This is a genomic window from Azospirillum oryzae (assembly GCF_900177515.1).
Classification (GTDB): Bacteria; Pseudomonadota; Alphaproteobacteria; order Azospirillales; family Azospirillaceae; genus Azospirillum; species Azospirillum oryzae_A.
The window spans coordinates 413005-437238 of sequence record NZ_FXAK01000007.1; the positions used below are offsets into that span (position 1 = coordinate 413005).

A 24234-nucleotide genomic window follows, 5' to 3' on the forward strand; every position below is an offset into this window, starting at 1 on the left:
GTAGATCTTGCAAGGCATCTCTGCGCGCCGGCAAGAATACAGCCAGCGCGCGTTACTCCCTACCGATCGGCCGCAGTTCGAACAGCAGCCACACCAGCATCGACACCACGAGGATCGCGCCGGCCTGATGGGCGGCGGCGATGGGGATCCACACCACGGTCAGCAGCGTGGCGATGCCCATGGCGATCTGCAGCAGGACCATGGCGCCCGAGGCCAGCGCGGCGCGGCCGGCGCGGCCGGGCAGGCGGGCGTTCAGGACGCGGGCGGCCAGCACCAGCACCACCACCCCGGTCAGGATCGCCAGCACGCGGTGGATCAGCTGGATCGCCGCGGTGTTCTCGAACGGGTTGATCCACCAGGGGGTCAGCGTGTCGACCTCCGGCGGGATCCAGTGGCCGGCCATCAGCGGGAAGGTGTTATAGGCGAAGCCGGCGTCCGATCCGGCGACGAAGGCGCCCCAGACGATGGTGACGGCGACCAGCCCCATCGCCCAGCGGGCGTGGCGGCGCAACGGCGCCGATTCCGGCCGCCAGCCGGCCAGCGGCAGCGGATCGAGCAGGCCCAGCGCGGTGCGCAGCAGCAGGGCATAGATCAGGATCGCGGTGCTGAGATGCAGGGCCAGCCGGTAATGGCTGACGTTCGGCGAATCGACCAGCCCGCTCTTCACCATGAACCAGCCGATGCCGCCCTGCAGCCCGCCCAGCAGGAACAGCCCGGCCAGCTTCGGCCAAAGCTCCGCCGAGATGCGGCCCTGCATCCAGAAGCGTAGGAAGGGGATCAGGAAGACGAAGCCGATCAGCTGGCCCCACAGCCGGTGGAACCACTCCCACCAGAAGATCGACTGGAAGCCGGCCAGATCCATGTGGCTGTTGTAGATGCGGAATTCCGGCGTCGCCTTGTACAGGTCGAAGACGCGGTTCCATTCCGCCGAGGACAGCGGCGGCAGGATGCCGATCAGCGGCTTCCATTCCACCATCGACAGGCCGGATTCCGTCAGCCGGGTGATGGCGCCGATCACGGCCATGGCCAGCACCATGGCGGCGCAGATCAGAAGCCAGACGGCGATGGGCCGGTTCGGGTTGGGTGACGTGGGGGCGGCGAAGCTGTCGGAGGCGAAGGCGGTCAAGGCGGCATTCCGGAGCGCGGCGGTGGGATGTTCGCCAATGTGGTGCGAACATCCCGTCGCGTCAAATTTCTCGTGTCCGGCGCCTCTTACCCTGTGCGTGCCGGGAGAGTGGATCAGGCGGTGCCGTCGGCGGTGGTCACGCCGGCCTGGGGTTGGGCGGTCTGGCCCTGGAACAACGCCTCTTCCGCCGCTCGGCGGGCGACGAGGCCGGCCAGCTTGGTCGGCTTGCCGTTCACCGTGGCATAGACCCAGCGGCCGAACTGGTCGGCGGCCCCGGCGTAGTCGCCGGCATTCAGCAGCTTCAGCAGGGTCGAGCTTTGCAGGCTGCCGGCGCCGAGGTTGAAGACGAAGGAGGACAGGGCGCCACGCTGGTCGTCGTTCAGCGCCACCTTCACCAGCCCGTCGACGCGGCCCGCCGCCTCGGTCAGGTCGGCGGCGAGAAAGGCGTCGGCCTGCTCCGCGGTGATGGTCTGGCCCATCTTCACCCCGGCGGTGTGGCCGTAGCCGATGGTGGGAACGCCGGCCGGGCAGAGATAGGCATTGAGGTACAGGCCTTCGAAATGCTTCACGAGATCGACCGCGGCTTGGCAGACCGGCTTGGTGGTCATGGATGGGAACTCCCGGTTGGCGCGCCGGGCGGACACCCTCCGCCCGCAACGGGAGCGATCCTATTCGAGATGCGCGCGCAACGGGAAGGATTGAATGCAAATTGTCGCAATTCGCCGCACGCTGGCCGGACGGGCTGCCGAAGCGTCAGGGCGTCAGCGTCTGCGCGGCGCCGAACAGCACGAACAGGGCGAACAGCAGCGCGAACAGCCCGGCGATGGTGGTGATCTCCAGCAGCGCTTCCACCAGCCGGCCCTCGCGAGTCCGCCAGTCCGCCGCCTTCCTCTTGGCCGCCATCATCCCCTCCCCCTCTGCAGTCCCGGTATTCGCTAAAATTTTAGTGAATACCGGGGGGGGTGATGCTGTGACGGCGGTCACAGGAGGCGGAAGAGTGCCGGCCGGGATCAGTGCCCGGCGGACTCAGTGAAGGCGGAAATCGGCGGCGGCGTGGCGAAGCTCGCCGGGGGTGATCAGGGTCTGGCTCGCCAGCCGCACCGAGTGCAGCTTGCCGTCCAGAGTGCGCTGCCAGAAATCGAGGAAGCGGTGCAGCACCGGATAGTCCGGCGCCCGGTCCAGTTCCTGCCACAGGTAGCACTGCAGCAGGCCGGGATGATCCGGCATATGGTAGAGAATCTCGGCGGTGGTCAGGCGGAAATCGCGGAGCTGGAGGCTGAGATCGGCCATGCGCGGACTCCCATGCTGAGGGTGGAACGGCCGGAAGCTTCGTGACCGTTTGAAGAAATCTTGCCTGCGCACGGTTCGTGGTGCAACGGGGTAAATTCATATTTCTCAATGTGTTAGCAGCATCGCCCTGTGAGTGCTGCCGGCATTTGCGCCAAATTCCGAAACGAGCCTCTTGAATCCCCAAAGCGCTTGGATTAGCTGTCTGGCACTCGCCGGGAGGGAGTGCTAACAAGCCGCCGCCCGCGCCAATCCGCGTCAGTCAGAACCAAGCCTTGATCCAAGGAGGCATTCCATGAAGTTCCGCCCGCTGCACGACCGCGTCGTCGTCAAGCGTCTGGAGTCCGACACCAAGACCAAGGGTGGGATCATCATCCCCGACACGGCCAAGGAAAAGCCGCAGGAAGGCGAGATCATCGCCGTCGGCCCCGGCGCCCGTGACGAGTCGGGCAAGGTCGTGGCGCTGGACGTCAAGGCCGGCGACCGCATCCTGTTCGGCAAGTGGTCGGGCACGGAAGTGAAGATCGAAGGCGTCGATTACCTGATCATGAAGGAATCGGACATCATGGGCGTCATCGAGGCCTAAGTCCTCCGCCCGTATCCTTCGAAATTTACAAGTTAAAAGGAATCGAGACATGGCTGCCAAAGACGTCAAGTTCGGCCCCACCGCGCGCGAAAAGCTGCTGCGTGGCGTTGACATCCTCGCCGACGCCGTGAAGGTCACGCTGGGCCCGAAGGGCCGCAACGTCGTGATCGAAAAGTCCTTCGGTGCTCCGCGCATCACCAAGGACGGCGTGTCGGTCGCCAAGGAAATCGAGCTGGCCGACAAGTTCGAGAACATGGGCGCCCAGATGGTCCGCGAGGTCGCCTCGAAGACCAACGATCTGGCCGGTGACGGCACCACCACCGCCACCGTCCTGGCCCAGGCCATCGTCCGCGAAGGCGTGACCAAGGTCGCCGCCGGCCTGAACCCGATGGACCTGAAGCGCGGCATCGACGTGGCCGTCGCCACCGTCGTCGCCGACATCCAGGCCCGCGCCAAGAAGGTCACGACCAACGACGAGATCGCCCAGGTCGGCACCATCTCCGCCAACGGCGAAGCCGAGATCGGCAAGATGATCGCCCAGGCGATGGAGAAGGTCGGCAACGAGGGCGTCATCACGGTGGAAGAGGCCAAGAGCCTGGACACCGAGCTGGACGTCGTCGAGGGCATGCAGTTCGACCGCGGCTACCTGTCGCCGTACTTCGTGACCAACGCCGACAAGATGGTCGCGGACCTCGAGAACCCGTACATCCTGCTGCACGAGAAGAAGCTGTCGGGCCTGCAGCCGCTGCTGCCGGTTCTGGAAGCCGTCGTCCAGTCCTCGCGTCCGCTGCTGATCATCGCCGAGGACATCGAGGGCGAGGCGCTGGCCACCCTGGTGGTCAACAAGCTGCGCGGCGGCCTGAAGATCGCCGCCGTCAAGGCTCCGGGCTTCGGTGATCGCCGCAAGGCGATGCTGGAGGACATGGCCATCCTCACCGGCGGTCAGGTCATCTCGGAAGATCTCGGCATCAAGCTCGAGAACGTCACGCTCGACATGCTGGGCACCGCCAAGAAGGTCGTGATCTCCAAGGAGGCCACCACCATCGTCGACGGCGCCGGCGACAAGGCCGACATCGAAGCCCGTTGCGGCCAGATCCGCGCCCAGGTCGAGGAGACCACCTCGGACTACGACCGCGAGAAGCTGCAGGAGCGTCTGGCCAAGCTGGCCGGCGGCGTCGCCGTCATCCGCGTCGGCGGTGCGACCGAGGTCGAGGTGAAGGAGCGCAAGGATCGCGTTGACGACGCGATGCACGCCACCCGCGCCGCCGTGGAAGAGGGTGTGGTCGCCGGCGGCGGCACCGCCCTGCTGTACGCCTCCAAGGCGCTGGACAAGCTGACCCCGGCCAACGACGAGCAGCGCGTCGGCATCGACATCATCCGCCGCGCCCTGCAGGCCCCGGTCCGTCAGATCGCCTACAATGCCGGCACCGACGGTTCGATCGTCGTCGGCAAGCTGCTGGACCAGAACGACACCAACTACGGCTACGACGCCCAGAAGGGTGAGTTCACCGATCTGGTCGCCGCCGGCATCATCGACCCGGTGAAGGTGGTTCGCACCGCCCTGCAGGATGCGGCCTCGATCGCCGGCCTGCTGATCACCACCGAGGCGATGATCGCCGAGAAGCCGGAGAAGAAGGCTGCTCCGGCCGGCATGCCGGGTGGCATGGGCGGCATGGACGACATGGGCTTCTAATAGCCCACTGTCCGGCTGTCTGTCGGTTCGGGAAAGGGGCGCCTCCGCAAGGGGGCGCCCTTTTTCTATGCCGGAAGAGGGGGTCCGCCGCGCCGCTGTCGCCACAGCCCGCCATCCTGAAATGTCAAGGCGAACTCCGCCTTGCTTTGCCGCGGTCGCCTCCCAATAATCCGCCCCTCTCTTGCCGGGTCCCCCAGCGTGGGGCGCCGGCCTCCTGACTTCCGTATTTTAACGAGGGCCTGTTCCATGCGCTCCTTCGAGGGCCAGCATTCCGACAACGTCGCCATCAAGCGCACCCGCGAGCAGAAGCAGCGCCAGCTGGTTCAGCTCAAGGAGCAGCTGGCGACGCTGAAAGCCCACGCGGCCCCCGCCATCCGTGAAGCGCTGGTCAAGCGCATCGCCGAACTCGACGCCGAACTGCGCCAGCCCGCCAAGCCGCCCCGCGAAGGTCGTGAGGGCCGCGAGGGTCGTGGTGGCGAGGGCCGTGAAGACGCGCCGCGCCATCCCCGCCGCGAATCCCGCCCCAGCGTCTTCCGCGCCGAAGACGGCAGCGACCGCGGCGGCGCGCTGTCGGCGTCCAGCGTCTTCGCCTCGCCCCGCCGCCGCAGCTAAATCACGGACAGCCCGATGCCCGCCGACCGCGTCGCCTCCGCCAAAGGATCCCGTCTGGCCGATCAGGCCTGGCTGCTGATGATGCTGCCGCCCCTGTTCTGGGCCGGCAACGCGGTCCTGGGGCGCGCGGTCGCCGGGGCGGTGCCGCCCATCGGGCTGGCCTTCTGGCGCTGGTGTCTGGGCATGCTGGTGGTGCTGCCCTTCGCCTGGCCGCACCTGCGCCACGACATCACGCCGATCCTGGCGCGGTGGAAGAGCGTGCTGCTTCTGGGCACGCTCGGCATCGGCATCTACAACACCTTTCAATACATCGCGCTGAACACGACCACCGCGCTGAACTGCGTGATGCTGCAGTCGTCGATGCCGGTGATGATCGTGCTGATGAGCCTCGTCCTGTTCCGCGACCGGATCGGGGCGATGCAGGGGGTGGGGATCGCCGTCTCCCTGGTCGGCGCGATGACGCTGATCTCCCACGGCGATCCGGCGACGCTGCTGGGGCTGGAGCTGAATGTCGGCGACGTCTGGATGCTGGCGGCGGTGGTGATCTATGCCGCCTATACCACGCTTCTGCGCCGCCGGCCGGCGATCCATGGCCTGAGCTTCGTCGTCGTCACCTTCGCCATCGGCGCGGTGGAACTGCTGCCCTTCTACATCTGGGAGAGCCTGAGCGGGCATCCTGTGCAGGCCAGCGGCATCACGCTGCTGGCGGTCGGCTATACCGTGCTGTTCCCGTCCATCGCCGCCTATCTCTGCTTCAACCGGGCGGTGGAACTGCTCGGTCCCAACACCGCCGGTCTCGCCATCCATCTGGTGCCGGTCTTCGGCAGCCTGCTGGCCATCCTGTTCCTGGGCGAGCAGCCGCATCTCTATCACGGGATCGGCATCGCGCTGATCGCCGCCGGCATCGTCCTGGCGACCCGCCGCCGCGCCTGAGCGGAGGAGGCGGCTGGCGGCAATAAGAAAATTTCCGGCAAAGAGAAACTTTCAAACTGTGCTGATGAAATAAAAAAGCTAAGATCGGGTTATCATATGTGGGACAAAATTGGGGCGGCGTTTCTTGTCGGCTGGTAAAGGGTTTGCCGGAAGAACTTGCGAATATACTTGTGAAGTTCGCCGTTCGGTTTTGTCTTGTACCACGGGATAGCGCTTTGATTGGATTTCTTGTTCGGGTGTTCGCCCGTATAATATCCCCGATATCCTTTTAGACAGCCCCACTATCCCTCGCGCCTGCGGCGGTCAATAAGGGATGACCGCTAAAATGCGGGTCATGGCGGCGGTTCGGTGTCGGATCGATCGTCATGTGGAGCCGGCGCTGTTCGCCGGTCCGATGTGGTGGAGGTCCCAAGATGCCCCTGCAAATGTCCGCGCCCGCCTACTCGCAAACCGCCTGCCTGGTTCACATCGTCGACGGCGACCTGCTGTCGCGCAGCACGCTCTCGCGGGCGCTGGGCGCCGTCGGCATCGCCTGCCGGGTCCACAGCACCGCCGCCGACGCGCTGGCCGTGCTGGGCACCGCGTCGGCCTGCATCGTCCTGCGCAGCGACCTGCCGGACATGACCGCCATCGAATTCATGGCGGAGGCCTCGCTGCTTGGGCATGACCTGCCGGTGCTGGTGGTGACCGAGCAGGGCGACGTCGACGCCGCCGTAGCCGCGATGAAGGCCGGCGCGATGGACTGCATCGCCCATCCCTTCGCCATCCCGCCCTTCCTGGAGCGGCTGCGCGCCTGCCTCGCCTCCGGCAATCCCCAGGCGCAGCAGCGCGACCGCAGCCGCGACGCCGTCCGCCGGCTGGCCCTGCTGAGCCGCCGCGAGTCGGAGGTCCTGGAGCTGATCGTCGAGGGCAAGCAGAGCAAGACCATCGCCTGGGAGCTGGGCATCAGCATCAAGACGGTGGAGGTCCACCGCGCCCGCATCATGGAAAAGACCGGCTGCCGGTCCATCGTCGGGCTGGGCCGCCTGTGGGAGGCGGCGGAGATGCTGCGCGGGCGCGACATGCCCCATGCGCTTACCGTCCGCCAGCCGGCCCAGCCGGCGCTGATGGAAGTGGCGGCATCCTGACGCTGGGCACGAAGCGGAACCTTGGACGTTGCGCTTCTTCCGGCTCCGGGGGGACAAAAAATGAGACGAGACGTGTCCTTTGCATGGGCTTGACCACAAGAGGATTGTAATGTTCTGGCGAAGAGCAACCAGAACGCCGATAGGAGCGGTTCGATGTTCCCCGATCATGGTCACCGTCGCATCGCCGTGGCGTCGCCCGACGACATCGCCACGGCGCGTCGGATCGCGGCGGAGCGGGCCGAGGGCGTTCTGGCGGCCGACGAGGCGGCCCGGCTGGACCGGCTGGTGGCCGCGCTGGCCGAGCATGCGCTGGGTCGGCCGGACGGGACGCTGCTGATCGCGCGGATGCGGTCGGGCGCCGGCGTCGAATGTCTGGCCTACGACCGCGACCCCGCCACCACCGAACCGCCGGCGCCGTCCGAAGGCGATGCGCCTGCCGGGCTGGGCATCGGGCTGGAAACGGTTCGGGCGCAGGCCGACCGCTTCCACATCCATGTGACGCCGGGCATCGGCTCGGCGCTGCTGGCCCGCGTGCTGCGGCCCGGGGCGGACGATGCGCCGCCGGCCGACGCCATGGTGCAGACCGGAGCGGTGATGGTCGAGCGTAGCGGGGGCGAGGCCGCACGGGGCGGCCCCTTCATCGACCATTGGTTCGTCCGCTGCGCGCCCGCCCGCGGCGGGGACGGCCCCTGCGGCATCGCGCTGATGATCGACGGCGACACGGTGGCCGGCGGCATTGCAGGCGTGAATCCCGAGGGGGCCGACGTCTATGGTCCTCCCCGCTATCCCCCCACCGTGATGACGCCCGGGGTGATCCGGCAGGTGGAGACGGTGGTTGCCGCCACGGTGCCCGGCCTGCCGGCGCCCATGGTGGTCAATGCGATCCGGCGCGATCTGAAGGGGCGGCCCGAACTGGGGCTTTCCGAGGACAGGAGCCTGGCGCAGATCGGGCGGGCCGCCGTCGCGGTTCTGCGCTTCGACGCCAAGGCCGTGGACTATACCGCGCTCGGCACGGTGGCCGGGGCGGTGGTGCGCCCGCAGGAGTTGACGGCGCTCGGCGCGCGCTGGGCGTTGATCGGCTTCAACCCGCTGGCTCCGGCCGCCGTCCATCTGCTGTGGGGACCGGGCGACCACGTCGTGCTCTACACCGGCGGATGCGCCCGGCTGCCCGCCCTGTTCATCCGCCGTGACCTGCGCATGGTCGAACCGACGCTGGCGGCGCTGGTCCTGCTACGCGACGGCGCGGTGTGCGACGACGACCACACCGTCCTGGTGTTGCGCAACCGTGCCGATCAGGTGCCGGCCTCGGCCGTCTGACGAGGACTATCGGCGGCCCCAGCCATGCGGACCGCCGGGGCGTTCCCAGGCATGCGGGTCGCCGTTGTGGTCCCCTCCCCGCCGGTGCCAGCCGCGGTCGCCCCAATCGCGACCCCCACGGCCACGGTCGCCATCCCACGAGCGGTAGCGGTAACCGGGCTGCACGATGACCGGCGGCGGCACCGCATAGACGGTGGGCGGCGGCGCCACCACCGGCCCGCCATAGGCAGGATAATAGGGGTCGTAGCCGTCGTAGGCGACACAGCCGGACAGCGTTGCCGCACCCGCGGCCAGAAGCAGGGCGGTCAGCATCTTCGGCAGGATCGTCGGTCGGATGGTGCGCATGGCCTTGCTTCCTGTCTTGCGGAGGACCGGGATCGGTGAGGAAAGCGGTCATCGGTACAAACAGCCCAACCCGCCCGGCTATTCCATACCCCTTTGGCGTCACCCTGTCCGGAACGGACGCGGCGGCGGGCTGTCCATCGCTGTTTCGGATGGATGAAACAAGAACTATGAATTTCACATATCCGGTGGACGCCGCCATCCTGTGTCCCGACTTCCTCCACAGCATGAAGACGAGGCCATCATGAAAGCCATCGGCTACCGCAAGTCCCTGCCCGTCACCGATGCCGACGCGCTGATCGACGTCGAGATCGACCGTCCGACGCCCACCGGCCGCGACCTGCTGGTCCGGGTGGAGGCGGTGTCGGTCAACCCGGTGGACACCAAGCTGCGCCGAAACGCCTCTCCGGCCGACGGCGGCCTGCGCATCCTGGGCTTCGACGCCGCCGGCATCGTCGAGGCGGTCGGGCCGGACGTGACCCTGTTCCGTCCCGGCGACGCGGTGTTCTATGCCGGCGCCATCGACCGTCCCGGCACCAACAGCGAGTTTCATCTGGTCGACGAGCGCATCGTCGGTGCCCGCCCGGCCAGCCTGAGCGTCGCCGAGGCCGCCGCCCTGCCGCTGACCGCCATCACCGCCTGGGAGATGCTGTTCGACCGGCTGGGCCTGCCGCGTGAGGGCAATGGGAACAACGGGGGTGACGGGAAATCGCTGCTGATCGTCGGCGGGGCCGGCGGCGTCGGCTCCATCGCCATCCAGCTGGCCCGCCGGCTGAGCAAGGTCCGGGTGCTGGCCACCGCGTCCCGTCCGGAGACCGCCGACTGGGTGCGCGAGTTGGGCGCTCATGACGTGATCGACCACAGCCGGCCGATGGCGGAGCAGGTGAAGGCGCTGGGGCTGGCCGGCGTCGATTACGTCTTCTCGACCAACGCGACCGACCGCCATTTCCAGGATCTGGTCGAGCTGGTGGCGCCGCAGGGCCATATCGGTCTGATCGACGATCCGGAGCCCATCGACGTCCGCCTGCTGAAGCGCAAGAGCGTCTCGCTCCATTGGGAGCTGATGTTCACCCGGTCGCTGTTCCAGACCGCCGACATGATCGCCCAGCACGAGCTGCTGACCGAGGTGTCGCGGCTGGTCGATGCCGGAACCCTGCGCACCACGCTGACGGAAACGCTGGGCCGCATCGACGCCGCCACCCTGCGCAAGGCGCATGCCCTGATCGAGTCGGGCAAGGCCCGCGGCAAGGTGGTGCTGGAAGGCTTCTGATCGGCGTCCCCCCGCCGCTTTAGCCTGCGAGGGCGAGCGGCGGGCGGGCCGGACGCATCGCCGCCAGACTCTCCACGATGAAGCCGACCAGCGGCTCGGCGAGGCGGCGGTTGCGCGGCGTCTCGCCGAAGATCGCCATTTCGACATTGCCCAGCTCGGGCAGGCCGTCCTCCACCCCCAGCCGGCGCACGCCCTCGGGCACCGAGGATTCGCTGAGCACCGCCACCCCCAGCCCGGCGCGGACAGCGGCCTGGACCCCCATGACGCTGGCGCTGGTGTAGACCACCCGCCAGGACCGGCCGGTCTCGCCCAGCGCCGCCAGCCCGCGGTTGCGGAAGACGCAAGGGGCCGGCAGGGCGCAGAAGGGCAGGGGGCCGTCGGCCGGGATTTCCAGTCCGGGAGCGGCGATCCAGCGCATCGGCTCGGTCCAGATGGCGCGGCCGCGGCTGTCGCCGGCATCGCGGCGCGAGATCACGAGATCCAGTTCTCCCGTATCCAGCGCCGAGACCAGATCGTTGCACAGGCCCACCCGCACGTCGATGTGCAGGCGCGGGTGCAGCTTGGCGAAGCGGCGCAGCACATGGGGCAGATGGTCGGACAGGAAATATTCGGCCACCCCCAGCCGCAGCTCGCCCTCCGCCGCCGGTTCGGTGAAGCGGCGCACCGTCTCGTCGTTCAGGTCGAGCAGGCGGCGGGCATAGCCCATCAGCAGTTCGCCGTCATGGGTCAGCGCCAGCGACCGGCTGGTCCGCTCGAACACCCGGCGGCCGAGCATGTCCTCCAGTTTCCTGATCTTGACGCTGACCGCCGACTGCGTCCGGCCCAGCCGTTCGGCCGCCGCGGTGAAGCCGCCGGCCTCCGCCACGGTGACGAAGGCGCGCAGCGCGTCGATCTCCAGATCGGGCAGGGACATGGTGATGCATTCCGGATGATCATCGGTGACGCTCATCCTATCGCGATTGCTCATGGATGGCGAGCGGCGCATCGGGGCAGCCTGTGGGACAAGCGGCGGCCGGGCCGTTGAAGCCGGGCGGGGGCGTTCTCATTGTCAGCCCCCGGGCCTCGTCGCCCGGATGCCTGACGACCCTGAGGAGAGAGACGCCCGATGATCCGTTTTTCCGCGCCGGCCGGCAGTTTGGCTCTCGCATTTGCCGCTGCGGCCCTGCTCGCCGGCTGCCAGATGCCGGGCACCATGCCGCCGCCGCAACAGACCGCCGCCCTTCCGCCGCCGGCGGTGCCCAAGCCGCCGCCGGAAGCCCGCGGCATCTGGATCGTCGGCAGCCCGGCCCTGCGCGGCACCATCGATCAGGCGGCTGCCAAATATGACGGCGGCCCCGATACCAAGCCGCACCTGGACGCCCGCGGCACCGCCGCCGGTTTCCGCACCTTCTGCGCCGGGGTCGGTCTGGACCATCCGGACATGGTGGCCTCCGACCGCCCGATCAGCGCCGCTGAATACAAGCGTTGCCGCGCCGCCGGCATCACGCTGACCGAGTATGATTTCGGGCCGAAGCGCTTCGTCTATGTCAAGGACTCGCACAGGATGGCGGTGCCCGGCGTCAACGACTTCGTCACCAGCTGGAGCCAGAGCGGCAAGCCGGTGAGCGCACCGACGGCGGGGAGCTGAGGGAGGGAAAGTTGAGGGCGGATCACCCCGCCGCGAACAGCCCGCCCTCATCGGGGACATCGGCAGCGTCGTCCGCGTTCGGATCGCCGAGCGCGGTTTCCCAGCCCAATGCCGGCAGGGTGATGGCGCGGGTGTTGCCGAGGCCGCTGCGGCTGGTGATGAAGCCGCGCTGTTCCATGTAGGTCAGCAGGCGGCGGCCGCGTCCCTTCGACCGGCTGCCGCAGGCGCGCGCCACGTCGGCGTCGGACGGGCAGGGGGCGTGGTCCAGCGCGGCGCGGGCCAGCAGCAGGAAGACCGGCTGGATGTCCTCCGCCAGCGTGGCGGCGACCTCCGTCGCGCGCTGCCAGGCGGGATCGTCGCCGCTGCCGGCCCCGGCGCGGGCGGTGGCGAGACGGCGGCGGAAGGCGGGCAGGGCCAGCCGGTCGCCATCCACCCCGCGGCCCCGGCAGCGCACCAGGAAATCCTGGTACAGCACGGCCAGCGAGCGGTATGGCGCCTCCGGGTCGGCCAGAACCTCGGCCAGCACCTCATCGTACTGGGCCTCGCGCTCGGCGGCCTGTTCGGGGGTTTCCTCCGGCTCCAGGGGCAGCAGGGCCGGCTGTTCGGCGGCGCCGTCGTCGGCATTGTTGCCGGGGGACGGCGGCGGGGCGGCGGGACGGCCGCGCGCCAGCTGCGCCATCAGGTCGGCGCTGGCCGAGGTGGAGGGGCGGCGCACGTAGCGTGGCGGCTCCGGCTCGGTGGTGGTGAAGATCAGGTCGCGGGCGTCCTCCACCGGGGTGGCGGGGGGAGGCATCAGGGTCGGGCTGCCGGTGCGGCCCTGGGTTTCCACCGCGCCGATGCGCAGCGGCAGCGGCCGGCGCGAGAGGGCGGGGCCGAGCGCAATGAAATGCCCGCGCTCCAGGTCGCGGAACATCTCCGCCTGCCGGCGCTCCATGCCCAGCAGGTCGGCGGCGCGCGCCATGTCGATGTCGAGGAAGGTGCGGCCCATCAGGAAGTTGGACGCCTCGGCCGCGACATTCTTCGCCAGCTTGGCCAGACGTTGGGTGGCGATCACCCCGGCCAGCCCGCGCTTGCGCCCGCGGCACATCAGGTTGGTCATGGCGCCGAGCGAGACCTTGCGCGCCTCGTCCGATACCTCGCCGGCGGCCGAGGGGGCGAACAGCTGCGCCTCGTCCACCACCACCAGCATCGGATACCAGAAGTCGCGGTCGGCATCGAACAGCCCGCCCAGGAAGGCGGCGGCGTGGCGCATCTGCATTTCCGCGTCCAGCCCTTCCAGGTTCAGGACGACGGAAACGCGGTGCTGGCGCACGCGGGCGGCAACCGATTGCAACGCGGCCTCGCTGTGCTCGTCCGCCTCCACCACCACATGGCCGAAGCGTTCGGCCAGGGTGACGAAGTCGCCTTCCGGGTCGATCACCGCCTGCTGCACCCATTGGGCGCTCTGTTCGATCAGCCGGCGCAGCAGGTGCGACTTGCCGGAGCCGGAATTGCCCTGGACCAGCAGACGGGTCGCCAGCAGCTCCTCCAGGTCGAGCGTCGCGGCGCTGCCCGCGTTCGTCGCCCCCATGTCGATGCCGACTTTCATCCCGCTCGCCTCCCACTCACCCGAACCGCCTCCAACGCTGGCGGGGCCTTCCTATAGCGCAGGCGGGCGCGACGATACGAGGATTCGATTCGGGGCGGCCGGCCTGCAGACGGGAAGTCACTCTCCGGCCGATTGAGCGGCTATGGCGCCGATGAGCGCTCCGGTGGTGGGCTGGGTCTTGCGGCGGAGGGCGGTTTGACCATATTCTGGCGGACAGGAGGGTGCGGCGCCAACCGCACCCCCCGTCCGGTCCGGTTACTTCAGCAGGTCAAGGATCGCCTTGATCAGCTGAAGCACCAGGACCAGGAGGACGAGTGCTTTTTCCACTCTGTGCTCCCAGGTAGGTGGGACGCGGGCGGTGGCCCTTCCGCCGCCCGGTTCCCACCGATGCATGCATAGCGATGCGTGGTGGTGCGGGCAATGCGCATTCCACCGCACCGTGCGCGCGAGCGGTCTGCATTCAACCGGAATTCGGATTCTGCCTGTTCCTCCGCGTCTGCGGCGGGAGGGCGCGTTGCGCAACAACGTGGCGCTGCGGTCATGAAACCGCAAACAAGCTCTGTTACAAGCGGATGCTGATCTTATGCGGGATCGGCGCTGGCGGACCGAGCGATGACTGTGCTGACCACGACTACAGCCGGGGCCAAAACCGGACGGACGGCAATCGATGCCGCCGGGTCCTATGGCGCGAACTGGACCGCCGTCCGCTCCGCCGACGGTGCCGCCGCGGCGTTCGATTGGGCATCGGCGGTCGGGCACTTGCGCTATGCCTTCCAACCCATCGTCCAGCTGCGCTCCGGCCGCTGCCATGGCTATGAGGCGCTGCTGCGCGGGTTCGAGCGCACCGGCTTCGCCAATGCCGGCGAGTTGCTGGACGCCGCCGAGGCCGCCGGCCTGCTGGCGACGGTGGAGACGGCGCTGCATGCCAAGGCGGTCGCGGCCTATCGCGCGCTGTCGGGGTGGAGCGAGGCGAAGCTGTTCCTGAACCTGGACGCCCGGCTGATCGGCCGGCCCGACTCGCCCTGGCTCGCCCGCGATCCGGCGGCATCGCGCAACAGCGGCATCGTGCTGGAACTGTCGGAAAGCCGTCCGGTGCCCAGCGGCGTCGCGGTGGATGCGGCGGTGGACCGCTACCGCCAGAGCGGGGTCGGCATCGCCATCGACGATTTCGGCGTCGGCCATTCCGGCCTGCGCACGCTGTACGAGGCGCGGCCGGACTATGTGAAGATCGACCGCTTCTTCGTTGCCGGCATCGACGCGGATTCGCGCAAGCGGGCGCTGGTGGCGGCCCTGGCCGGCCATGCCCATGCGCTGGGCATCCAGATCGTGGCGGAAGGGGTGGAGACCGCGACCGAGTTCTACACCTGCCGGGATCTGGGCTGCGACTTCGCCCAGGGCTTCCTGATCGCCCGGCCGCGGGTGGATCTGACCGGGCTGCCCAACCGCTATGCGATGGTGGAGGATCTCAACCGCCAGGACCGCCGCCAGCCCAGCGAGTCGCACCGCCGCCTGTCGGAGGTGATCGAACGGCTGCCGCCGCTGCGGGGCGACTCGCGCAAGACCGAACTGCTGGACTATTTCCGCCGCGACGGCAGCGCCCCCATCGCGCCGATCGTCGACGAGCATGACCGGCCGCTCGGCCTGATCCGCGAGCGCGACCTGAAGCGTTACGTCTATTCCCGCTTCGGCGGAGAGCTGCTGCGCAACCGTGGCCTGGGCGACCGGCTGGACGATCTGGTCATCCGCTCGCCGGTCTGCGACATTTCCACCCCGCTGGACCGGGTGATCGAGGCCTTCTCCACCGAATCCGCCGCCGACGGGATCGTGATCGTGGAGGGCGGCGCCTATGCCGGCGTGCTGTCGAGCGGCGCGCTGCTGCGTCTGGTGCATGAGCGCAACCTGGCGATGGCGACCGACCAGAATCCGCTGACCAGGCTTCCGGGCAATGCGGCGATCCTGCGCCACATCGAGGGGGCGCTGGCCGATGGGAGCCGCGGCCATGTGCTGGCCTATCTGGATTTCGACAACTTCAAGCCGTTCAACGACAATTTCGGTTTCCGCCAGGGCGACCGCGCCATCCTGATGTTCAGCGAGCGGCTGAAGGCCTGGGCCGGCAGCGCCGGGGCGGCCATCGACGCCGACGCCTTCGCCGGCCATATCGGCGGCGACGACTTCTTTCTGGGCGTCAGCGGCGGCGATGAGGGCGAGGTGCTGGCCCGGCTGGTGGAACTGCTGGCCCTGTTCCGCTCCGACGCCGAGAGCCTGTACGACGCGGAAACGCGGGTCAGCGGCGGGTTTCTGGCCAAGGACCGTTACGGCGCGCTGCGGCGTTTCCCGCTGCTGGCGGCCAGCGGCGTGGCCGTGGTGATCCCGCCGGGCTGCCATGGGCTGACCCCCGACACCGTCAACGCCGCCATCGCCGACCACAAGGCCGCCGCCAAGGGAGCGGACGACAAGCTGTGCGTGGTGCGGCTGGGGTGATGTGATATCCCCCTGGCTTCAACTCCGTCAATGACGTAGTATCGCTGTTCATGGGCGAGCCTTTCGATCCCGTCAAGAACCTGCTCAACCGCCGCAAGCACGGCTTGGATCTGTCCTTTGGGGCGGAGGTTCTTCGTGACCGAAACCTGATCGAAGCGCTTGATCTGTCCATGGATTATGGCGAGGAGCGTTTCAATGCGCTGGGCATGGTCAATGGGAGGATCTACGCCGTCACCTACACCGAACGTGCCGAGGGGATAAGGTTCATTTCCGTACGGGAGGCCGACAAACGCGAGGCGGCTTACTATTTCAAAGCCAACTCCTGAGCGACGGCGTCCTAGACCCATGGTGATGCAGATGAGCGACCGCGAAACCTTCACCGACGAGCAACTCGCCGCCATGAGGCACCCGCCCCTGGCGAAGCGGGTTCGCCGTTCGACCGGCTTGTCGCAGGAGGCCTTTGCCGAGCGCTTCGGCATTCCGCTGCGCACGCTTCAGGAGTGGGAGCAAGGGCGGCGGGAGCCGGATGCCGCCGTCGCGTCCTATCTGCGCGTCATCGAAAAGGAACCGGACATGGTCGCCCAGGTTCTGGCAGCCGAGTGATTACAGATTAAGGTGAGGGAGCCCCCGCCCCCTCACGCATAATCCCGGAAACTCTCCGCCGTGGCGCGGTCATAGCCCAGGCTGGCGCGCAGGAGTTGCAGCGTGTAGGGCTCGCGCGCCGCACCCCGGCGCAATTCCTCGACGCTCATCTCCTCCACCAGACGGCCGCGGTTCATCACCGCCAAGCGGTCGCACAGATTGGCGACGACGGCGAGGTTGTGGGTGACCAGCACCATGGTCAGGCCGTGCTCCGCCCGCAGCCGGCGCAGCAGGTTCAGGATTTCCGCCTGGACCGACACGTCGAGCGCCGAGGTCGGCTCGTCCAGCAGCAGGACGCGCGGCTCCAGCACCAGGGCGCGGGCGATGGCGACGCGCTGGCGCTGGCCGCCCGACAGCTGGTGCGGGTAGCGGAAGCGGAAGGCGGGGCCGAGACCGACATCGCGCAGCACCCGGTCGATGCGGGCGTCGGCATCGCCCAGCCCGTGGATGGCGATCGGCTCCGCCAGGATGCGGTCCACCGTGTGGCGCGGGTGCAGCGAGCCATAGGGGTCCTGGAACACCATCTGGCAGAGCTTGTAGAAGCCCTTTTGCCGCTTCGGTCCCTGCTCCGCGCCGGCAACGGCGATGCGGCCGGTCCAGTCGTCGTTCAGGCCGCTGACCGCGCGCAGGACGGTGGACTTGCCGGAGCCCGACTCGCCGACGAGGCCGAAGCTTTCCCCCTCGCGCACCGACAGGGTGACGCCGTCCACCGCGGTGACGGTATCGGCGCCGTCACCGAAACTGACCCGCAGGTCCTGGATGTCGATCATCATCGTCCTTACGACTCCAACCAAGCGGGGTCGCGGCTCAGCACCGGCAGGTCGCCCGGGCGCTCGTCGATCTTCGGCAGGCTGGCCAGCAGGCCGCGGGTGTAGGGGTGCTGGGCGGCGTGCAGGTCCGACGCGCGGCAGCTCTCCACCACCCGGCCGGCATACATGATCAGGATGCGGTCGCAGAAGGAGGCGACGAGGTTCAAATCGTGGCTGACGAAGATCATGCCCATGCCGCGCTGGGAACAGAGGTCGTCGAGGATCGCCAGCACCTGCATTTGCACGGTGACGTCGAGCGCCGAGGTCGGCTCGTCGGCGATCAGCAGGTCGGGGTCGGGGATCAGCATCATCGCGATCATGATGCGCTGGCCCATGCCGCCCGACACCTCGTGCGGGTAGCGGTCATAGACCCGTTCCGGATCGCGGATGCGCACGGCGGCCAGCATCTCCAGCGCGCGGCGCTTGGCCTCCGCCGCGCCGGCCTTGCTGTGGACGCGGTAGGCCTCGGCGATCTGGCGGCCGACGGTCATCACCGGGTTCAGCGAGTATTTCGGGTCCTGCATCACCATGGCGATGCGCCGGCCGCGGATGTCGCGCATGCGCCTGGACGAGGCCGCCAGCAGATCCTCGCCGTTGAAGGCCAGCCGGTCGGCGGTGACCCGGCCCGGCGGCGGGACGAGGCGCAGGATGGAGCGGCCGGTCATCGACTTGCCGGATCCCGACTCGCCGACGATGCCCAGCTTCTCCCGCGCAAGCGTGAAGGAGACGCCGCGCACCGCCTCGGCCATGCCGGTGCGGGTGGGGAAGGCGACGCGGAGGTTGGAGACTTCGAGCAGGGGAGTGTTGTCTGCCATCTTTTGGTTGGTCATCGTCAGTCCCCCTTCGGGTCCAGCACGTCGCGCAGGCCATCGCCCAGCAGATTGAAGCCCAGGCTGACGATGAAGATGGCGAATCCTGGCATGGCGGCGACCCACCATTGCTCCAGCACATATTGCCGGCCGGTGGCGATCATCGCCCCCCATTCCGGCAGCGGCGGCTGGGCGCCGAGGCCGAGGAAGCCGAGGCCGGCGGCGGTCAGGATCACGCCGGCCATGTCCAGCGTCGTCCGCACGATCAGCGAGGCGATGCACAGCGGCATGATGTGGCCGAGGATGATGCGCAGGCTGGAGGCGCCCTGCAGCCGGGCGGCGCTGATGAAGTCGGCGCGGCGGACGGTCAGCGTCTCCGCCCGCGCGATGCGGGCATAGGGCGGCCAGGAGGTGATGGCGATGGCGATCACCGCATTCTCGATGCCGGGGCCGAGCGCCGCGACGAAGGCCAGCGCCAGGATCAGCTTCGGGAAGGCCAGCGCGATGTCGGTGAAGCGCATCAGCACGGTGTCGACCCAGCCGCCGAAATATCCGGCGACGGTGCCGATGATCAGACCGGCCAGCGGCGCCGTCGCCGCCACCAGCGCCACGATCATCAGCGTCAGCCGCGCGCCGTGGATCAGGCGCGAGAGGATGTCGCGTCCGAAGGCGTCGGTGCCCAGCCAATGGGCCGCACTGGGCGGCATCAGCCGGTTGTTCAGATCCTGGGCATAGGGATGGTAGGGCGCCAGCACCGGGGCCAGCGCCGCGACGACGACCAGGGCCAGCACGATCAGCAGCCCGGCGACGGCCAGCCGGTTGCGGCGGAAGGCGGTCCAGCCGGCCCAGGCGCGGCCGAGCCGGGCCTGGGCGCGGGACTGCGGCGTGTCGGTGGTCAGCCACTCCCGCCAGCCGGCGGATCGGGTGTCGGTATGCGCGGTCATCGGGCACGCGGATCCAGAAGGCGATAGAGCAGGTCGGACAGCAGGTTCAGCGCGATGAAGACCGCGCCGACCACCAGCGTCCCGCCCAGCACCGCGTTCATGTCGGCGCTGAGCAGCGAATTGGTGATGTAGAGCCCGAGGCCGGGCCAGGCGAACACCGTCTCGGTCAGCACCGACCCTTCCAGCAGGCTGGCATAGGACAGGGCGATGACGGTGATCAGCGGCACCGCGATGTTGCGCAGCGCATGGCCCCAGACCACGCGGGTCTCCGACAGGCCCTTCACCCGCGCGGTGGTGATGTATTCCTGGCGCAGCTGGTCCAGCATGAAGCCGCGCGTCATCCGCGCGATGTAGGCGACGCTGTAGAGGCCGAGGATGGCCGAGGGCAGCACCAGATGCTGGACGGCGTTCCAGAAGATCTCGGTCTCGCCGGCCAGCAGGGCATCGACCGTGACGATGCCGGTCACCGGATCGACCATGCCCTCATAGAAGACATCGACCCGCCCCGGCCCCGGCACCCAGTCCAGCCTGGCATAGAACAGCAGCAGCGCCATCAGCCCCAGCCAGAAGATCGGCACCGAATGGCCGATCAGGCCGAGCAGGCGGATGGCGTGGTCGGGCCAGCGCCCGCGGTGGGTGGCGGCGAACACGCCGGCCGGCACGCCCAGCAGGGCGCCGAGCACGACGGCGACGGTCGCCAGTTCCAGCGTCGCCGGGAAGACGCGCAGCACATCCTCCAGCACCGGGCGGGAGGTCAGCACCGAGGTGCCGAGGTCGCCCTGCAGCACATCGCCGACATAGCGGAGGAACTGCTGCCACAGCGGCAGGTCGAGGCCCAGCTGCGTGCGCATCTGCGCATAGCTTTCGGCGCTGGCGCGGTCGCCGAGCGCGGACAGCACCGGATCGATCGGCACGACGCGGCCGATCAGGAAGGTGACCAGCAGCAGGCCCAGCAGGGTGGCGGCGACCGTGACCAGCAGGGTCAGGCCGCGTTTCAGCGTAGGCAAGAGGACTCCCTCGCGGTTGGACGCGCTAAGGAATCACAGTCGGGGCTTTGTGCAAAGCCCGTCAAGGGCATAGGGGGGTAATCTCCCTCTCCCGCCCCGGGAGAGGGAAGGGGCCCGCCGCGGAGCGGTGGGAAGGGTGAGGGGCAGCGCAAGGAACCATGCGGTTCGGAATTCTTGGAATGCCCCTCACCCTCCCCACTTCGTGGGTCCCCTCCCTCTCCCGGGACGGGAGAGGGCGTTTTCAGCTCACCAGGTCCCCGCCGGGCTGGGATCGCCATGGGCGCCGGCGGCGGGCTCGTGGTGGGCGAGCCAGCGTTCGGCCTCCAGCGCGGCCATGCAGCCCATGCCGGCGGCGGTGACGGCCTGACGATAGACCTTGTCCTTCACGTCGCCGGCGGCGAAGACGCCCGCGATGTCGGTGGCGGTCGAATCGGGGGCGGTGATGATGTAGCCCGACTCGTCCATCTTCACCTTGCCCTTGAAGATGCCGGTCGCCGGCTCGTGGCCGATGGCGACGAAGACGCCGGCGACCGGGATCACGCGCTCCTCGCCCGACTTGACGTTCTTCACGCGGACGCCGGTGACGGCGCGCGGGTTGCCCATGGTGCCGTCGCCCTCGCCGACGATCTCCTCCACCGTGCTGTCCCACACCACCTCGATCTTCGGGTGGCGGAACAGGCGGTCCTGCATGATGCGTTCGGCGCGGAAGCTGTCGCGGCGGTGGATGACCGTCACCTTGGTGGCGTGGTTGGTCAGGTACAGCGCCTCCTCCACCGCGGAGTTGCCGCCGCCGATCACCGCGACCTCCTTGCCGCGGAAGAAGAAGCCGTCGCAGGTGGCGCAGGCCGAGACGCCGAAGCCGCGGTAGATCTCCTCGGTCGAGATGCCGAGCCAGCGCGCCTGGGCGCCGGTGGCGATGATGACGCTGTCGGCGGTGTAGGTGTCGCCGCTGTCGCCCTTACAGACGAAGGGACGCTGCGTGAAGTCGACGTCGGTGATCAGGTCGAACACCATCTTGGTGCCGACATGCTCCGCCTGCTTCTGCATCTGCTCCATCAGCCAGGGGCCCTGGATCGGATCGGCGAAGCCGGGGAAATTCTCCACATCGGTGGTGATCATCAGCTGCCCGCCCGGCTGCATGCCCTGGACCATCAGCGGTTCCAGATTGGCGCGCGCGGCATAGATGGCGGCGGTGTAGCCGGCCGGGCCGGCGCCGATGATGAGGACCTTGGTGTGGTGGGTCGTGGCCATGGATCTGATCCCGCGGATTTGCAATTGGAACGCTTCTAGAAACCGAACATATGGTCGAGGCTGAAGGCGCTGTCACCGGCAGCAAGGCAGCCATGGTAGCCGAACAGGCGGCAGGTGGTGTCGCGGATCAGCACATAGGCGTGCTCGCCCGCCGCCAACCGTTCCGCTTCCGTAAACATCTCGTGATAGCGCCAGAAGCGCGAGCCGCCGCAGGGAATCGCCAGCCGCTTGCGCGCCACTTCGACGCCGTCGCGCCGTACCAGGATCAGGCTGGTGTCGGAGCTGTCATGCCACCGGGTCGAGGCAGGGTAGACGAGGTGGCAGAGCGTGTCCCACGGGTCGGTGCCCAGCCGAAGGAACAGGCGGGTCGACAGGCCGGGCGGGTGGCCATGGTAGCTCTGCGGTTCGTTGCGATAGACCATCGCCATGTTGAACATATGGCTGCCGAAGCTGGTCTCCGCCACATGGCCGGTCGTTACGTCTTCGTAACGGACCAGCGCGTGCAGCCAGCCGTCGGCAATCGTTCCGGCTTCGAAATCATAGACCAGTTCGACATGGCCCCAGCCATCGGTGACGGTCTTGTCGGCGACCAGCCCGGTCACGTCCAGCGCCACGCTGTCGGACCGCTTCAGGTTGCCGAAGCGGTGTTCGGTCACCGCGGCGCCGTTGCGGTCGTAGACGACGGCCTTCACCGGCAACTCCGTCTGCGCCGTGCTCATCGGCGTCGGCAGCAGGATGGTGCGCCAGCGGCCCATCGGCAGCAGCGGCGCCGGCAGGATGTGGCCCTTGCCCACCACGCCCTTGTCCATGGCGCCACCGGTCAGTTGCGGCAACTTGGGGTCGGGCTTCAGGTCGGTGCGCTCGACATTGGCATGGGCCATGCGGCGGCGGCCGTCGGCGGCGACGATTTCGTAACGCGGGCGGACGAAATGCTTGCCGGCCTGCACCTCGAACTGCTGCGGCCAGCGCGCCCCGGGGAACAGGGTGGAAACGTCCAGCTCGACGGTGGCGAAGGCCGGGACTGGCCGGTCGAGCGTGCGGATGTCGGCCGAGCCCATCAGGTTCAGGCCGACGGCGCCGGCCGGGATCGGGGTCGGGTGGCTGTTCTGGATCCACAGGGTCACACGCTCGCCCTCGCGCGGGGCGGGCAGGCCGGCATAGAGGTCGGCCGGCCAAGCGTTGGCGTCGTGGGTGCAGGACAGCACGCTGTCGTCGTCGCCATAGGTGTCGAGCGCGTATTTCACCACGTCATGCCCGGCGGCGCCGATGACGTGCAGGAACAGCGAGCCGCAGAAGTCGGACAGCTTGAAGCGGTCGCGCACCTGCCGGCTGTCGATCACCACGGTGCCGTCGGTCGGCGGCATCGGCTCCGTCCAGTCGGCGATGGGGCGGCCCTCTTCGTCGAACAGGCAGGCCCACAGCCGGGTGCCCTTGGCACCGTAGCGCGGCCAGTAATTGGCCGACACCACGCGGGTGTGATGGCCGTTGCCGTCGCGGAACCAGGCGAAGTTGGTCGCCCAGTTGAACTTCGACAGGTAATGGCCGGGGTCGTTCAGCATGTCTTCCGGCACGCGCATGGCGTCGAGCGAGACGACGCCGGCCTGCTTCGGGATCAGGTGGGCGATGTGGCCTTCCAGCCGCTGGGAATCGAAGGCGACGACGAAGACGGTGCGGGCGCCGCTGGACGGCAGGTCGGTCACCGGACGGGCGGCGTGGCCGAACACCTCGCGGCCCACCTGCTCCACGTCCTGGACATAGATGCCGCCGATGTCGATCGACGACAGGTCATAGAACTCCGCCAGACCCGACAGCAGGCCCAGCGGGTCATAGACCGCCACCGGGCCGAAGGAAGCCAGCCGCGCGATCAGGATCGCGGCCTTGGGCGCCGCCAGCGGATGGCCCACCGCCTTGAAGAAGCTGGAGCCGCCGGTGACGTTGGAAAAGGTCTCGATCCGAAGGGGCATGAGGACACACACGCGCGAAAGCAAAGCCAGGGCGTCGGTTATAGCCCCTTCGGCCGGGCAGGCGACAGTGATTTGCAGGCGAGGTCGAATTGTCCGGCGGCGCGAACGCCCACCCGAACGAACCCCCTTGTCGAAGAGCGGGTTTCGATATATCTAAGTTTCCGTTATATCGAAACTGCATCGAGAGAGGGTTCCATGCTTCGGCATCTGTTTCACGGCCACGGCCGCCGCTTCTCGCGTCCGGACTTCGACGACGAGGCTCCTGAAGGCCGCGGCCGGCACGGGCGCCACGGTCATCGCGGCGGCTGGGAGGGCTGGGGTGGCCACGGCAAGGGTGGGCGCGGGGAGCGGCGCATCTTCGACCATGGCGACCTGCGCCTGGTCCTGCTGTGGCTGATCGCGGAGAAGCCGCGCTCCGGCTATGACCTGATCAAGACGATCGAGGAGATGGTCGGCGGCGCCTACAGCCCCAGCCCCGGCGTCGTCTACCCGACCCTGACGCTGCTGGAAGAGCAGGGCCACATCCGGGTCGGCGCGACCGAGGGCAACAAGAAGCTCTACGAGATCACGCCGGAGGGCACGGCGGCGCTGGCGGCGGCGGAGCCGACGGTGGCGGCGGTGCGCGAGCGCATCGCCCATGCGAAGGCCTGCCGCCAGCGTGAATCGTCGCCGCAGATCGTCCGCGCCGTCGAGAACTTCAAGATGGCCCTGCGGATGCGCCTGTCCCGCGGCGACCTGACGACGGAGCAGACCCAGGCCATCGCCGACATCATCGACAACGCCGCCCGCAGCGTCGAACGCATCTGACCGGACAGGAGA

General features: G+C 68.5%; 25 protein-coding genes. 12 read left to right on the forward strand and 13 right to left on the reverse strand.

Going from position 1 to position 24234, the window contains the following annotated elements; translation table 11 throughout:
* Nucleotides 1-52: 52 nt before the first annotated feature.
* The 4 genes from B9N97_RS14390 to B9N97_RS14400 all read right to left on the reverse strand — a co-directional run bounded on the left by B9N97_RS14390 (nucleotide 53) and on the right by B9N97_RS14400 (nucleotide 2416).
* The gene (locus tag B9N97_RS14390; RefSeq protein WP_085087634.1) at nucleotides 53-1126 is read right to left on the reverse strand and encodes a COX15/CtaA family protein; all 1074 of its coding nucleotides are present in this window, start codon (nucleotides 1124-1126) and stop codon (nucleotides 53-55) included.
* Between the two features lie 113 nt (nucleotides 1127-1239).
* Nucleotides 1240-1734 (reverse strand): lysozyme, encoded by a 495-nt coding sequence (locus B9N97_RS14395; protein WP_085087635.1) that lies wholly within the window; start codon nucleotides 1732-1734, stop codon nucleotides 1240-1242.
* 145 nt (nucleotides 1735-1879) lie between these two features.
* Complete coding sequence (locus tag B9N97_RS35640) at nucleotides 1880-2032, reverse strand: hypothetical protein (RefSeq protein WP_167393307.1); 153 nt, start codon at nucleotides 2030-2032, stop codon at nucleotides 1880-1882.
* Nucleotides 2033-2152: 120 nt separating this feature from the next.
* The gene (locus B9N97_RS14400) at nucleotides 2153-2416 is read right to left on the reverse strand and encodes an usg protein (RefSeq protein ID WP_085087638.1); all 264 of its coding nucleotides are present in this window, start codon (nucleotides 2414-2416) and stop codon (nucleotides 2153-2155) included.
* A 292-nt stretch (nucleotides 2417-2708) separates the two neighbouring features.
* Here B9N97_RS14400 and groES point away from each other — a divergent pair, with 292 nt between their 5' ends.
* The 6 genes from groES to B9N97_RS14430 all read left to right on the forward strand — a co-directional run bounded on the left by groES (nucleotide 2709) and on the right by B9N97_RS14430 (nucleotide 8681).
* The gene (gene groES, locus B9N97_RS14405; protein WP_042702035.1) at nucleotides 2709-2999 is read left to right on the forward strand and encodes a co-chaperone GroES; all 291 of its coding nucleotides are present in this window, start codon (nucleotides 2709-2711) and stop codon (nucleotides 2997-2999) included.
* A 49-nt stretch (nucleotides 3000-3048) separates the two neighbouring features.
* Entirely contained in the window at nucleotides 3049-4692 is a 1644-nt protein-coding gene (groL, locus tag B9N97_RS14410; RefSeq protein WP_085087641.1) for a chaperonin GroEL, read from the forward strand.
* A 246-nt stretch (nucleotides 4693-4938) separates the two neighbouring features.
* Nucleotides 4939-5304, forward strand: coding sequence for a hypothetical protein (locus tag B9N97_RS14415; protein ID WP_085087643.1), 366 nt, complete (start codon nucleotides 4939-4941; stop codon nucleotides 5302-5304).
* 15 nt (nucleotides 5305-5319) lie between these two features.
* Nucleotides 5320-6237, forward strand: a complete 918-nt coding sequence (locus B9N97_RS14420; protein WP_085087644.1) for a DMT family transporter — start codon at nucleotides 5320-5322, stop codon at nucleotides 6235-6237.
* Between the two features lie 413 nt (nucleotides 6238-6650).
* Entirely contained in the window at nucleotides 6651-7364 is a 714-nt protein-coding gene (locus B9N97_RS14425; protein WP_085087645.1) for a response regulator transcription factor, read from the forward strand.
* Nucleotides 7365-7517: 153 nt separating this feature from the next.
* A complete protein-coding gene (locus B9N97_RS14430) occupies nucleotides 7518-8681 on the forward strand; it encodes an ATP-binding protein (protein ID WP_085087646.1) in 1164 nt (387 codons plus the stop codon).
* Nucleotides 8682-8687: 6 nt separating this feature from the next.
* On the opposite strand, the gene B9N97_RS14435 is transcribed toward B9N97_RS14430, so the two are convergent.
* Nucleotides 8688-9026 (reverse strand): hypothetical protein, encoded by a 339-nt coding sequence (locus B9N97_RS14435; RefSeq protein ID WP_085087648.1) that lies wholly within the window; start codon nucleotides 9024-9026, stop codon nucleotides 8688-8690.
* A gap of 241 nt (nucleotides 9027-9267) precedes the next feature.
* Between B9N97_RS14435 and B9N97_RS14440 the strand changes: the two genes are divergently transcribed.
* On the forward strand, nucleotides 9268-10293 hold the full coding sequence (locus B9N97_RS14440) for a zinc-binding alcohol dehydrogenase family protein (RefSeq protein WP_085087650.1): 1026 nt from the start codon (nucleotides 9268-9270) through the stop codon (nucleotides 10291-10293).
* Between the two features lie 19 nt (nucleotides 10294-10312).
* Here the strand turns inward: B9N97_RS14440 and B9N97_RS14445 are convergent, their stop codons facing one another.
* Nucleotides 10313-11242 (reverse strand): LysR substrate-binding domain-containing protein, encoded by a 930-nt coding sequence (locus tag B9N97_RS14445; protein WP_085087652.1) that lies wholly within the window; start codon nucleotides 11240-11242, stop codon nucleotides 10313-10315.
* Between the two features lie 156 nt (nucleotides 11243-11398).
* On the opposite strand from B9N97_RS14445, the gene B9N97_RS14450 reads away from it, so the two are divergent.
* Nucleotides 11399-11920, forward strand: a complete 522-nt coding sequence (locus B9N97_RS14450) for a substrate-binding domain-containing protein (protein ID WP_085087654.1) — start codon at nucleotides 11399-11401, stop codon at nucleotides 11918-11920.
* A gap of 22 nt (nucleotides 11921-11942) precedes the next feature.
* Here the strand turns inward: B9N97_RS14450 and B9N97_RS14455 are convergent, their stop codons facing one another.
* Complete coding sequence (locus B9N97_RS14455) at nucleotides 11943-13508, reverse strand: ATP-binding protein (RefSeq protein ID WP_085087656.1); 1566 nt, start codon at nucleotides 13506-13508, stop codon at nucleotides 11943-11945.
* 612 nt (nucleotides 13509-14120) lie between these two features.
* On the opposite strand from B9N97_RS14455, the gene B9N97_RS14460 reads away from it, so the two are divergent.
* From B9N97_RS14460 to B9N97_RS14470, 3 genes are read left to right on the forward strand one after another with little or no spacing between them, the layout of a single operon-like run.
* Complete coding sequence (locus B9N97_RS14460; RefSeq protein ID WP_085087658.1) at nucleotides 14121-15989, forward strand: GGDEF domain-containing protein; 1869 nt, start codon at nucleotides 14121-14123, stop codon at nucleotides 15987-15989.
* 50 nt (nucleotides 15990-16039) lie between these two features.
* Nucleotides 16040-16315, forward strand: a complete 276-nt coding sequence (locus B9N97_RS14465) for a BrnT family toxin (protein ID WP_085087659.1) — start codon at nucleotides 16040-16042, stop codon at nucleotides 16313-16315.
* Between the two features lie 31 nt (nucleotides 16316-16346).
* Nucleotides 16347-16592 carry a helix-turn-helix domain-containing protein gene (locus B9N97_RS14470; RefSeq protein WP_085090575.1) on the forward strand — a complete coding sequence of 82 codons (246 nt, stop codon included), beginning with the start codon at nucleotides 16347-16349 and terminating at the stop codon, nucleotides 16590-16592.
* A 32-nt stretch (nucleotides 16593-16624) separates the two neighbouring features.
* Here the strand turns inward: B9N97_RS14470 and B9N97_RS14475 are convergent, their stop codons facing one another.
* The 6 genes from B9N97_RS14475 to B9N97_RS14505 all read right to left on the reverse strand — a co-directional run bounded on the left by B9N97_RS14475 (nucleotide 16625) and on the right by B9N97_RS14505 (nucleotide 23415).
* Complete coding sequence (locus B9N97_RS14475) at nucleotides 16625-17404, reverse strand: ABC transporter ATP-binding protein (protein ID WP_085087661.1); 780 nt, start codon at nucleotides 17402-17404, stop codon at nucleotides 16625-16627.
* 5 nt (nucleotides 17405-17409) lie between these two features.
* On the reverse strand, nucleotides 17410-18270 hold the full coding sequence (locus tag B9N97_RS14480) for an ABC transporter ATP-binding protein (RefSeq protein WP_244560716.1): 861 nt from the start codon (nucleotides 18268-18270) through the stop codon (nucleotides 17410-17412).
* Between the two features lie 2 nt (nucleotides 18271-18272).
* On the reverse strand, nucleotides 18273-19193 hold the full coding sequence (gene nikC, locus B9N97_RS14485) for a nickel transporter permease (protein ID WP_085087664.1): 921 nt from the start codon (nucleotides 19191-19193) through the stop codon (nucleotides 18273-18275).
* Entirely contained in the window at nucleotides 19190-20200 is a 1011-nt protein-coding gene (locus B9N97_RS14490; RefSeq protein ID WP_085087666.1) for an ABC transporter permease, read from the reverse strand. Before B9N97_RS14490 ends, nikC begins: the two co-directional genes overlap by 4 nt.
* Before the next feature lie 246 nt (nucleotides 20201-20446).
* Nucleotides 20447-21451, reverse strand: coding sequence for a thioredoxin-disulfide reductase (gene trxB, locus B9N97_RS14500; RefSeq protein ID WP_143266716.1), 1005 nt, complete (start codon nucleotides 21449-21451; stop codon nucleotides 20447-20449).
* 35 nt (nucleotides 21452-21486) lie between these two features.
* Nucleotides 21487-23415 (reverse strand): hypothetical protein, encoded by a 1929-nt coding sequence (locus B9N97_RS14505; RefSeq protein WP_085087674.1) that lies wholly within the window; start codon nucleotides 23413-23415, stop codon nucleotides 21487-21489.
* A 195-nt stretch (nucleotides 23416-23610) separates the two neighbouring features.
* Between B9N97_RS14505 and B9N97_RS14510 the strand changes: the two genes are divergently transcribed.
* Nucleotides 23611-24222 carry a PadR family transcriptional regulator gene (locus B9N97_RS14510; protein ID WP_085087675.1) on the forward strand — a complete coding sequence of 204 codons (612 nt, stop codon included), beginning with the start codon at nucleotides 23611-23613 and terminating at the stop codon, nucleotides 24220-24222.
* Nucleotides 24223-24234: the final 12 nt, after the last annotated feature.

What these genes read in the sequence shown, in the direction of transcription:
- B9N97_RS14430 (WP_085087646.1), top strand. Translation starts at nt 7,518, where the DNA reads ATGTTCCCCGATCATGGTCACCGTCGCATCGCCGTGGCGTCGCCCGAC.
- trxB (WP_143266716.1), bottom strand. Translation starts at nt 21,451, where the DNA reads ATGGCCACGACCCACCACACCAAGGTCCTCATCATCGGCGCCGGCCCG.
- B9N97_RS14440 (WP_085087650.1), top strand. Translation starts at nt 9,268, where the DNA reads ATGAAAGCCATCGGCTACCGCAAGTCCCTGCCCGTCACCGATGCCGAC.
- B9N97_RS14510 (WP_085087675.1), top strand. Translation starts at nt 23,611, where the DNA reads ATGCTTCGGCATCTGTTTCACGGCCACGGCCGCCGCTTCTCGCGTCCG.
- B9N97_RS14400 (WP_085087638.1), bottom strand. Translation starts at nt 2,416, where the DNA reads ATGGCCGATCTCAGCCTCCAGCTCCGCGATTTCCGCCTGACCACCGCC.
- B9N97_RS14445 (WP_085087652.1), bottom strand. Translation starts at nt 11,242, where the DNA reads ATGAGCGTCACCGATGATCATCCGGAATGCATCACCATGTCCCTGCCC.
- B9N97_RS14425 (WP_085087645.1), top strand. Translation starts at nt 6,651, where the DNA reads ATGCCCCTGCAAATGTCCGCGCCCGCCTACTCGCAAACCGCCTGCCTG.
- B9N97_RS14435 (WP_085087648.1), bottom strand. Translation starts at nt 9,026, where the DNA reads ATGCGCACCATCCGACCGACGATCCTGCCGAAGATGCTGACCGCCCTG.
- B9N97_RS14465 (WP_085087659.1), top strand. Translation starts at nt 16,040, where the DNA reads ATGGGCGAGCCTTTCGATCCCGTCAAGAACCTGCTCAACCGCCGCAAG.
- B9N97_RS14450 (WP_085087654.1), top strand. Translation starts at nt 11,399, where the DNA reads ATGATCCGTTTTTCCGCGCCGGCCGGCAGTTTGGCTCTCGCATTTGCC.
- B9N97_RS14475 (WP_085087661.1), bottom strand. Translation starts at nt 17,404, where the DNA reads ATGATGATCGACATCCAGGACCTGCGGGTCAGTTTCGGTGACGGCGCC.
- B9N97_RS14415 (WP_085087643.1), top strand. Translation starts at nt 4,939, where the DNA reads ATGCGCTCCTTCGAGGGCCAGCATTCCGACAACGTCGCCATCAAGCGC.
- B9N97_RS14460 (WP_085087658.1), top strand. Translation starts at nt 14,121, where the DNA reads ATGACTGTGCTGACCACGACTACAGCCGGGGCCAAAACCGGACGGACG.
- nikC (WP_085087664.1), bottom strand. Translation starts at nt 19,193, where the DNA reads ATGACCGCGCATACCGACACCCGATCCGCCGGCTGGCGGGAGTGGCTG.
- B9N97_RS14505 (WP_085087674.1), bottom strand. Translation starts at nt 23,415, where the DNA reads ATGCCCCTTCGGATCGAGACCTTTTCCAACGTCACCGGCGGCTCCAGC.
- B9N97_RS14455 (WP_085087656.1), bottom strand. Translation starts at nt 13,508, where the DNA reads ATGAAAGTCGGCATCGACATGGGGGCGACGAACGCGGGCAGCGCCGCG.
- B9N97_RS14395 (WP_085087635.1), bottom strand. Translation starts at nt 1,734, where the DNA reads ATGACCACCAAGCCGGTCTGCCAAGCCGCGGTCGATCTCGTGAAGCAT.
- groL (WP_085087641.1), top strand. Translation starts at nt 3,049, where the DNA reads ATGGCTGCCAAAGACGTCAAGTTCGGCCCCACCGCGCGCGAAAAGCTG.
- B9N97_RS35640 (WP_167393307.1), bottom strand. Translation starts at nt 2,032, where the DNA reads ATGATGGCGGCCAAGAGGAAGGCGGCGGACTGGCGGACTCGCGAGGGC.
- B9N97_RS14420 (WP_085087644.1), top strand. Translation starts at nt 5,320, where the DNA reads ATGCCCGCCGACCGCGTCGCCTCCGCCAAAGGATCCCGTCTGGCCGAT.
- groES (WP_042702035.1), top strand. Translation starts at nt 2,709, where the DNA reads ATGAAGTTCCGCCCGCTGCACGACCGCGTCGTCGTCAAGCGTCTGGAG.
- B9N97_RS14480 (WP_244560716.1), bottom strand. Translation starts at nt 18,270, where the DNA reads ATGACCAACCAAAAGATGGCAGACAACACTCCCCTGCTCGAAGTCTCC.
- B9N97_RS14470 (WP_085090575.1), top strand. Translation starts at nt 16,347, where the DNA reads ATGAGCGACCGCGAAACCTTCACCGACGAGCAACTCGCCGCCATGAGG.